Source organism: Actinomadura darangshiensis (genome assembly GCF_004349235.1).
GTDB lineage: Bacteria > Actinomycetota > Actinomycetes > Streptosporangiales > Streptosporangiaceae > Spirillospora > Spirillospora darangshiensis.
Map to the genome: position 1 here is coordinate 1 of NZ_SMKY01000349.1, position 8489 is coordinate 8489.

An 8489-nucleotide genomic window follows, 5' to 3' on the forward strand; every position below is an offset into this window, starting at 1 on the left:
CCACCCCACCTGACCTGCGAGCTCGTTCAGAGCGCGGGCGCCCACCGTGTGCATGCGCCGGTCCCCGCCGGTGCACGGGCGTCCGTCGGGGAGGCGGGCGCCCGCCCCGCGCGGGCGCCGCCCTCCGCCGCCGCCGGGGGCCGGGCGGCCTAGCCGAGGAGTTCACCGTGTCGTCCAGTACCGCCGCGCCCGCCCGCCCGCCGCGGGGGCGCGTGCACTACCTGTACCTGGCCGTCGTCGCCGCCGTGATCGCGGGCGCCGCGGTCGGGCTGGCCGCTCCCGACTTCGCGCAGGAGCTGAAGCCGATCGGGACGGCGTTCATCAACCTGATCAAGATGATGATCTCGCCGATCATCTTCTGCACGATCGTGCTCGGCATCGGCTCGGTCACCAAGGCGGCCCAGGTCGGCCGGATCGGCCTGGTCACCATCGGCTACTTCATGGTGATGTCGACGTTCGCGCTGGCCATCGGGCTGGTGGTCGGCAACCTGCTGCACCCGGGCGCGGGCCTGCACCTGGACCCGTCGTCGGTCGCGGAGGCCAAGTCGCAGGCGTCGGAGGGCGAGGGCACCGTCGACTTCCTGCTCGGGATCGTCCCGTCCACGCTGGTGTCGGCGCTGACGGAGGCGCAGGTGCTGCAGGCGCTGCTGGTCGCGCTGCTCACCGGGTTCGCGCTGCAGGGGCTCGGCCCGGCGGGCGCGCCGATCCTGCGCGGCATCGAGCACCTGCAGCGGCTGGTGTTCCGGATCCTCTGGATGATCATGTGGGCGGCGCCGGTCGGGGCGTTCGGCGCGATCGCCGCGGTGGTCGGGTCGAGCGGCTGGGAGGCGCTGAAGAGCCTCGCGGTGATCATGTTCGGCTTCTACGCGACGTGCCTGCTGTTCGTGTTCGTGGTGCTCGGCGCGGTGCTGTGGGCGGTCAGCCGGATCAGCGTGTTCGCGCTGCTGCGGTACCTGGCCCGCGAGTTCCTGCTGATCCTGTCGACGTCGTCGTCGGAGTCGGCGCTGCCGCGGCTGATCGCCAAGATGGAGCACTTCGGGGTGAGCCGGCCCGTCGTCGGCATCACCGTCCCGACCGGCTACTCCTTCAACCTGGACGGCACCGCGATCTACCTGACGATGGCGACGCTGTTCATCGCGTCCGCGCAGGACCAGCCGATGTCGATCGGCGCGCAGATCCCGCTGCTGCTGTTCATGATCGTCGCGTCGAAGGGCGCGGCGGGCGTCACCGGCGCCGGGCTCGCCACCCTCGCGGGCGGCCTGCAGTCGCACAAGCCCGCGCTGGTGGACGGGGTCGGCTTCATCGTCGGCATCGACCGGTTCATGTCCGAGGCCCGCGCGCTGACGAACTTCGCCGGCAACGCCGTCGCCACCGTGGTGATCGGCACCTGGACCAAGGAGTTCGACGCCGCCCAGGCCCGGCGCGTCCTCGCCGGCGAGGACCCGTTCAACGAGGAGACCATGCTGGACGAGCACGGGCTCACCGACGAGCACGGGCCCGCCGGCAAGCCCGCTCCCGAGCCGAGGCCGGCCACGACCGAGACCGCGCCGGCCTAGAGACCGGCCGTCCAGCGTCAGGCGTCCCCGCTCCTGACGCTGGGCGGCCTTCAGGCCGTTTCGGGCCGCGGACGGCGCCGCCGCCGGCGGGGGCGCTCGGACACCGGGCGGAAGCGGATCACCACCGGCAGGTCGGGCATGCCGGTCGCGCGGCGGTAGCGTTCGACCGGGCCGGCGCCCAGCTCCCCGTACACCTCGCTCAGCAGGGTGTCGCCCGCGCAGGACACGTTCAGCCGGAGGCGCGGCTTGTTGGCCGTCCCCGTGAGGCGGACGCGGACGTCCTGGACGCCGGGCAGCCCGCGCACGTCCCGGTTCAGGACGTCCGCGGCGGCCCGGGCGCGACCGCGGGTCTCCGGGTCGAGGTCGGGCCACCAATGGTGAACGACGGCCCGCCCCTGGACGACCAGCCACAGCTGACCGGTCAGCGCCAGCAGCTCGGCGGCGCCCGCCAGGGCCGGCAGGAACCAGGCATGGTCCCCCGTGAACCGCCCCACCGCGGGGTCGAGCAGCGGCCTCCCCGACAGGGCGCCGAACGCGTCGAAGGCGCCGAGGCCCAGGGCGAGCGCGGACGCTCCCGCCAGCAGCAGCACCGTCCCGGTCGCCGCGATCCCGATCCGCATCTCAGTCCTTCCGCCAGCCGAGCCGGACGTCGACCGCCGGCCGGTGCATCGGCTCGATCCGGTCCAGGCGGGCGCCGATCGCGCGCTGCACCAGCTCCGCGCTGTTCGCCGGGTTGCGGTAGCAGGTCGTGGCCCGGACGACGAGGCCGCGCCGCAGGACGCCGAGGCCCCGGACCCGGGCGCGCTCGATGCCGGGGACGTCCAGCGCCGCGTCCGCGAGGGCCCGGCGCAGCGCGGCGCGTCCGATGACGCCCGCCAGCCGCGGGTCGTCGCCGGCGAGCGGTATCCCGCGCAGCCTGCCGGGCAGCGCGGCCAGCAGGAACGCGGTCCCGAGGGCGGCCACGCCGCCCGCCACCACGAGGACGTCGGGGTCGGCCCACGCGTAGCCGCGCAGGACGTCCACGACCGGGGCGACGCCCGGCACCGGGTGGACGGCGGATCCGAGCGCGGCGGCCAGCAGCTCGATCGCGGCGACCCCGCCGGACGCGGTCAGCAGCAGCGCCGCCGCGAACCCGGCGGACGCGCGCCGCGGCCGGAACTCGCGGACGGCGAGCCGCCGCGCCTGCTGCCTGCCCTGCGCCTCCTCGATCAGGTCCTTGACCAGCGTCTCGGCCATAGCCACCCCCGTGAGCCGTCGGCACGTCCGACATCGTCACCCATGGTGCGTCAAGGTCACGCGGAGTGAAACACGCCATGCCGACATCTAGCCCGTTCGCCGGGAGAAAACCGCAGGTCAGCGGAAGACGACCGTCCGGTCACCGTTGAGCAGCACGCGGTGCTCGGCATGCCAGCGGACGGCCCGCGCGAGCGCGAGGCACTCCACGTCGCGTCCCACGGCCACCAGCTCCGCCGGACTGTGGGTGTGGTCGACGCGCGCGACCTCCTGCTCGATGATCGGGCCCTCGTCGAGGTCGGCGGTGACGTAGTGCGCGGTCGCGCCGATCAGCTTGACGCCGCGCGCGTGCGCCTGGTGGTAGGGGCGGGCGCCCTTGAAGCTCGGCAGGAACGAGTGGTGGATGTTGATGATCGCGCCGGGCAGCTTGGCGCAGAAGTCGTCCGAGAGGATCTGCATGTACCGGGCGAGGACGACGAGGTCGGCGCGGTAGTGCTCGACCAGCGTGAGGATCTCCGCCTCCTGCGCGGGCCTGCCGCCGCTCCCGGCGGGCAGGTGGTGGTAGTCGATCCCGTACGACTGGGTGAGCGGCCGCAGGTCGGGGTGGTTGGACGCGACCGCGACGATGTCGATGTCGAGCAGCCCGGACCGCGTCCGGTACAGCAGGTCGTTCAGGCAGTGCCCGCCCTTCGACACCATGATCAGGACGCGCGGGCGCTCGGCCAGCGAGTGCAGCCGCCAGTCCAGCCCGAGCTCGGGGACGAGGGAGGCGAACGCGCCGCGCAGCTCGTCGGGGTCGGTGTCGGCGAGCGCCGCGAACTGCACCCGCATGAAGAACGTGCCGGACTCGCCGTCGCCGTACTGCTGGCTCTCCAGGATGTTGCACCCGCGCTCGGCAAGCAGTCCCGAGACGGCGGCGACGATGCCGGGCCGGTCGGGGCAGGACAGGGTCAGCACATGTTCGGTCACGGGTCTCACTTGCCTCGGTCCGGGAAACGGCAGCTCAGGACGGGTTTCTCCGAGCTTACGCGGCGCGGTCCCGGCGCGCCGCCGCCCGGCCGGAACGCGTCACGGTTTTCACGAGCGGGCCGCGGTCGAACTCGCTCCAGTGGACGATGTTCTGGTGGTCCCGCTCGGCGAAGCGGCGGAGCGGGCGGAAGTCGTAGGCGAACGACGCCGGCCCGAGAGGGAACGTCGTGGGCTCGGCCGCTTTCTCCTCGTGCGCGTTCTCGTAGTAGAAGCGGGCCGAGGACGCGGCGGTGTGGCGTTGATCCTGGCCTCCTCCGCGACCACGGGCCGGCGGGACGTTCGTCTACCAGTGAGTAGTTTGCGGTGTCCCGTTGAGGTTACTTTTGCCCTCATGCGGCGAATCGTGCTCGTGGCCCTGGCGGCGGTCCTCGTCCTCGCGGGCTGCACCGAGAAGCCCGGCGAGAAGGGCAAGGAGGGGGGACGTCCCGCGAAGGTGGACGGCATCTCCACCTCGGAGGGCACGCACAAGCAGAAGATCAAGGTCGGGACGCCCGGGCACCGCGAGTTCCTGCTGCACGTCCCGGCCAAGCTGGCGGACGGAAAGTGGGCGGACGGCAAGCCCGCCGACCCGCCCGCGCTCGTCATCGCGCTGCACGGCGGCCTGGCCAACATGGGCAAGATGGAGGACCTGACCGGGTTCGACGAGCTGTCGGACGAGCACGGCTTCCTCGCCGCCTACCCCGACGGGTTCATGACCACCTGGAACGCGGGCGACTGCTGCGGCGCGGCGAAGATCGGCGACATCGACGACGTCGGTTTCCTGACCAAGCTGATCGACAAGCTCACCGGCGCCGGGCTGGCCGACCCGAAGCGCGTCTACGTCACCGGGTTCTCCAACGGCGCCGGCATGGCGTACCGGATGGCCTGCGAGAAGCCGGACAAGGTGGCGGGGATCGGCGTCGTCGAGGGCGCCCTCGTGACCGAGTGCGACCCGGGCCGGCCGGTCTCGGCGATGATCTTCCATGGGACGGCGGACCGGAACGTCCCCTTCAACGGCGGCGGGGACCGCGACTTCAACGACAAGCGCCCGTTCCCGCCGGTTTCGAGGGCCGTCGACTTCTGGCGTAAGGTCGCGGGACTGCCGGAGCCGCGCAACCGGGTCAAGGCGCTGAGCGGCGACACCGACTGCGCGAGCACGGGCAAGGGCGACCGCGGCGTCGCGGTGGCGTTCTGCAAGATCAACGGCGGCACGCACCGGTGGCCGGACGAGGCCAGCGCGATGCTGTGGGACTTCTTCGCCGATCATCCGCGCCGTACGTGAGAGCTTTTCATATTCGGGCGGTAGGGTGGCCGTGTGACCAGCATGAGCCTCCGGGACCGCTATGACGCCGCGACCGCAGGGATCGAGGCGCCGTTCGCCGTCGTCGACCTGGCGGCCTTCCGCGCCAACGCCGCCGGCCTCGTCCGCCGCGCCGCGGGCAAGCCGATCCGGGTCGCGAGCAAGTCGGTGCGCTGCCGGGCGCTCCTGGAGGACGTCCTCGCCATGGACGGCTTCGCCGGGATCATGGCGTTCACCCTCCCCGAGGCGCTCTGGCTGGCCGAAGAGGGCGTCAGCGACGACATCCTCGTCGCCTACCCCACCGCCGACCGGACGGCGATCGCCGCGCTGGCCGCCGACGAGCGGGCCGCCCGCGCCGTCACGCTCATGGTCGACTCCGCCGAGCACCTCGACCTGATCGAGTCCGCCGCCGGCGACCGGAAGATCCGGGTCTGCATCGACATCGACGCCTCCTACCGCCCGCTCGGCGGCCGGGTCCGGATCGGCGCGCTGCGCTCCCCGCTGCGCACGCCCGCCGACGTCCGCGTCCTCGCCGAGCGGATCCTGAAGCGCCCCTCGCTCGACCTCGTCGGGCTGATGGCCTACGAGTCGCAGATCGCCGGCGTCGGCGACGTCCCGCCCGGCCGGCCCGCGCGGGGCCGCGTCATCCGCGCCATGCAGCGGCAGTCCCGGGCGGAGCTGGCCCGCCGGCGCGCCGCGATCGTCCGGGCCGTCCGGCAGCTGACCGACCTGGAGTTCGTCAACGGCGGCGGCACCGGCAGCGTGGAGAAGACCGCCGCCGAACGCGCCGTCACCGAGGTCGCGGCCGGCTCCGGCCTCTACCAGCCGCACCTGTTCGACCAGTACTCCAACTTCACCGGACGCCCCGCCGCGCTGTTCGCGCTGCCCGTCGTCCGCCGCCCGGCCCCCGGCGTCGCGACCTGCCTCGGCGGCGGCTACCTCGCGTCCGGCCCGGCCGACGCCGTCCGCCTCCCCCAGCCCTACCTGCCGACCGGCCTGTCCTACGACGGCAACGAGGGCGCCGGCGAGGTGCAGACCCCGCTGCTCGGCCGCGCCGCCGACCTCCTGGCCGTCGGCGACCGCGTCTGGTTCCGCCACACCAAGGCCGGGGAGCTCTGCGAACGCTTCGACGCCCTCCACCTCATCGAGGACGCCCACCACACTCGCACCGTCCCGACCTACCGAGGCGAAGGCCGCACGTTCCTGTAGGGCGTACGTTGGGAGCATGACGGATGCCCCCGTGATCAGTGTGCGTGGTGAGGCGGTGCTGGAGGCCGAGCCGGAGATCGCGCGGCTCTCGGTGCACGTCCAGTCGCAGGAGTCCGACCGGCGGACGGCCCTCGACCGGCTCACCGAGCGGAACCAGCGGTGCCTCGACCTGGTGAAGTCCTACGGCGAGGCCGTGGAGAAGCTGGAGACGGGCGGGCTGTCGATCATGCCGCTGCTGAAGTACCGGCGGCGGGAGGGCGACATCCGGGCCTACCGCGGGACCGTCTGGATCAAGATCACGGTCGCCGACTTCGCGGTGCTCGGCGAGCTGGTTGCGCGGCTGGGCGACCTGGAGCGCACCTACGTGAACGGGCCGGAGTGGGAGCTGCGGCGCGACAGCGAGGTGTACGAGCGGGCCGCGCGGCAGGCGGCGCACGAGGCGGTCGCGCGGGCGCGCGGCTACGCCGAGGCGCTCGGGTCGCGGCTCACCGGGCTGGTCGAGCTGTCGGACGAGGGGCTGAGCAACCGGGACTCCGGGGCGCCGGTCGCGCTCGCCGCCGGGTACGCGCGCGCCCCGGGCGGCGCGGCAGAGGAGCCCGAGCCGATCGACCTGGAGCCGGAGACGCAGATCGTCCGCGCCACCGTCGAGGCGCGGTTCACCGCGACGGCGCCCGACCTCGGCTGAACGGCCAGGGTTCCCGGCCCGTACTCCATGGTGTGGGAGGAACGGACTGCGGGGAGTACCGCGCCGGTCTCGGCGTCTACGCCATCGGGCGGCTGGCGGGCACCGAGGCGGACGAGCTGTCGGCGCACCTGGTCGGCTGCCCGCCGTGCCGCGCCGAGCTGGCCGAGCTGCGCGACGTCGCCGAGCTCCTCGCCCACTCCGCCCGGCAGTTGAGCGGGGCCTTCCAGCAGCGCGCCGTGCAGAAGCAGGCCAACCGGGCCCTGCAGAACCAGCCCCTGCAGAACCAGCCCGTGCAGAACCAGCCCGTGCAGAACCAGCCCGTGCAGAAGCAGGAAGGCGCCGGCCGCAGACCGCGGACCGGCGCCTCCAGGATGAACCTCAGCGGCGCCTGCGCTTACGGCGCCACAGGACCAGGGCGGTCACGGTGACGGCGGCGCCGACGCCCGCGAGCAGCAGCCGCTTGTCGAGCTGACCGCCCTCCTCCTCGTCCTTGGCGGGGTCGGACGGGCGGACCAGCGCGCCGATCGCCTTGGCGACGTGGTCCGCCTCCTCCCTCAGCCGCTCGGCGCCCCGCTGCGCGACGTGCTTGGGGTTGGCCCGGTCGGCGAGCTCGTCGATCGTGCGCGCCAGCTCATCACGGGCGCGCACTATCTCCCGTTCCAGCGCCTCCGGGTCGCGGCTACTGTCAGCCATGCCGTGTCCTTATCGTGTCGGGCGGACTCGCGTGCGGCGTACACCATGACGAGCCGAGCATGATCCGAACAGTGTCGCAGGTCTTCCCGGCGGACGCCCGCCGTACCCCAGCCGGTACCGTTGGAGCCACCATCCGAAGCGAAAGGCGGGACAGGGTGTCCGAGCGGCTGCAGCCGGGCGACGTCGCCCCCGAGTTCGAGCTTCCCGACGCCGGTGAGAACCAGGTGTCGCTGGCCTCGCTGCGGGGCAAGCGCGTGATCCTCTACTTCTACCCGGCGGCCATGACCCCCGGCTGCACGAAGGAGTCGGTCGACTTCGAGGGCAGCCTGCCCGCCCTGGAGGCCGCCGGCGTCACCGTCGTCGGCGTCTCCCCCGACAAGCCGGCGAAGCTCGCGAAGTTCCGGGAGAAGGAGGGGCTGACGTTCCCGCTCCTGTCCGACCCGGACGCGGAGGTCCTCCAGGCGTACGGCGCCTACGGGGAGAAGAAGCTGTACGGGAAGGTCGTCGTCGGCGTCATCCGGTCCACCTTCATCATCGACGCCGACGGGAAGATCGAGAAGGCGTACTACAACGTGAAGGCCACCGGGCACGTGGAGCGCCTGCGCCGCGACCTCGGCCTCTAGACGGAAACGCTCCGGCCCGCGCGGTGCGCGGGCCGGTGCGGGCGGGGGGATTCGAACCCCCACGGTGTCGCCACCAACAGGACCTAAACCTGCCGCGTATACCTGATTTCGCCACGCCCGCCGGTGCCTCGGCCAAGAAGGCGCGTTCAGCTTAGCGGCTGTTTCCGGGGGGTGTGGGGGGT

At 72.9% G+C, this 8489-nt stretch carries 10 protein-coding genes and 1 tRNA gene; 6 read left to right on the forward strand and 5 right to left on the reverse strand.

The window, feature by feature from the left end:
* The first annotated feature begins 167 nt into the window (after positions 1-167).
* Positions 168-1556: a cation:dicarboxylate symporter family transporter gene (locus E1293_RS40920; protein ID WP_243717322.1), complete on the forward strand. Its 1389-nt coding sequence runs from the start codon at positions 168-170 to the stop codon at positions 1554-1556.
* Between the two features lie 50 nt (positions 1557-1606).
* Here the strand turns inward: E1293_RS40920 and E1293_RS40925 are convergent, their stop codons facing one another.
* The 3 genes from E1293_RS40925 to purU form a co-directional block, all read right to left on the reverse strand.
* The gene (locus E1293_RS40925) at positions 1607-2176 is read right to left on the reverse strand and encodes a hypothetical protein (RefSeq protein WP_132204522.1); all 570 of its coding nucleotides are present in this window, start codon (positions 2174-2176) and stop codon (positions 1607-1609) included.
* A 1-nt stretch (position 2177) separates the two neighbouring features.
* Positions 2178-2792 carry a DUF6286 domain-containing protein gene (locus E1293_RS40930; protein ID WP_132204524.1) on the reverse strand — a complete coding sequence of 205 codons (615 nt, stop codon included), beginning with the start codon at positions 2790-2792 and terminating at the stop codon, positions 2178-2180.
* A gap of 117 nt (positions 2793-2909) precedes the next feature.
* The gene (gene purU / locus E1293_RS40935) at positions 2910-3758 is read right to left on the reverse strand and encodes a formyltetrahydrofolate deformylase (RefSeq protein WP_132204526.1); all 849 of its coding nucleotides are present in this window, start codon (positions 3756-3758) and stop codon (positions 2910-2912) included.
* A gap of 391 nt (positions 3759-4149) precedes the next feature.
* Between purU and E1293_RS40945 the strand changes: the two genes are divergently transcribed.
* Genes E1293_RS40945 through E1293_RS40960 form a run of 4 tightly spaced genes read left to right on the forward strand, consistent with a single transcriptional unit; the run spans position 4150 to position 7419 of the window.
* Positions 4150-5079 (forward strand): CE1 family esterase, encoded by a 930-nt coding sequence (locus E1293_RS40945; RefSeq protein ID WP_132204528.1) that lies wholly within the window; start codon positions 4150-4152, stop codon positions 5077-5079.
* Positions 5080-5121: 42 nt separating this feature from the next.
* Positions 5122-6306, forward strand: coding sequence for an amino acid deaminase/aldolase (locus E1293_RS40950; protein WP_132204540.1), 1185 nt, complete (start codon positions 5122-5124; stop codon positions 6304-6306).
* A gap of 16 nt (positions 6307-6322) precedes the next feature.
* On the forward strand, positions 6323-6991 hold the full coding sequence (locus E1293_RS40955) for an SIMPL domain-containing protein (RefSeq protein ID WP_132204530.1): 669 nt from the start codon (positions 6323-6325) through the stop codon (positions 6989-6991).
* Positions 6992-7023: 32 nt separating this feature from the next.
* Entirely contained in the window at positions 7024-7419 is a 396-nt protein-coding gene (locus E1293_RS40960; protein ID WP_132204532.1) for a zf-HC2 domain-containing protein, read from the forward strand.
* Here the strand turns inward: E1293_RS40960 and E1293_RS40965 are convergent.
* Entirely contained in the window at positions 7370-7684 is a 315-nt protein-coding gene (locus tag E1293_RS40965) for a DUF3618 domain-containing protein (protein ID WP_132204534.1), read from the reverse strand. The genes E1293_RS40960 and E1293_RS40965 overlap by 50 nt on opposite strands.
* A 155-nt stretch (positions 7685-7839) precedes the next feature.
* On the opposite strand from E1293_RS40965, the gene bcp reads away from it, so the two are divergent.
* Complete coding sequence (bcp, locus tag E1293_RS40970) at positions 7840-8307, forward strand: thioredoxin-dependent thiol peroxidase (protein WP_132204536.1); 468 nt, start codon at positions 7840-7842, stop codon at positions 8305-8307.
* A 36-nt stretch (positions 8308-8343) separates the two neighbouring features.
* Here the strand turns inward: bcp and E1293_RS40975 are convergent.
* A tRNA-Leu gene (locus E1293_RS40975) sits at positions 8344-8428 on the reverse strand.
* Positions 8429-8489: the final 61 nt, after the last annotated feature.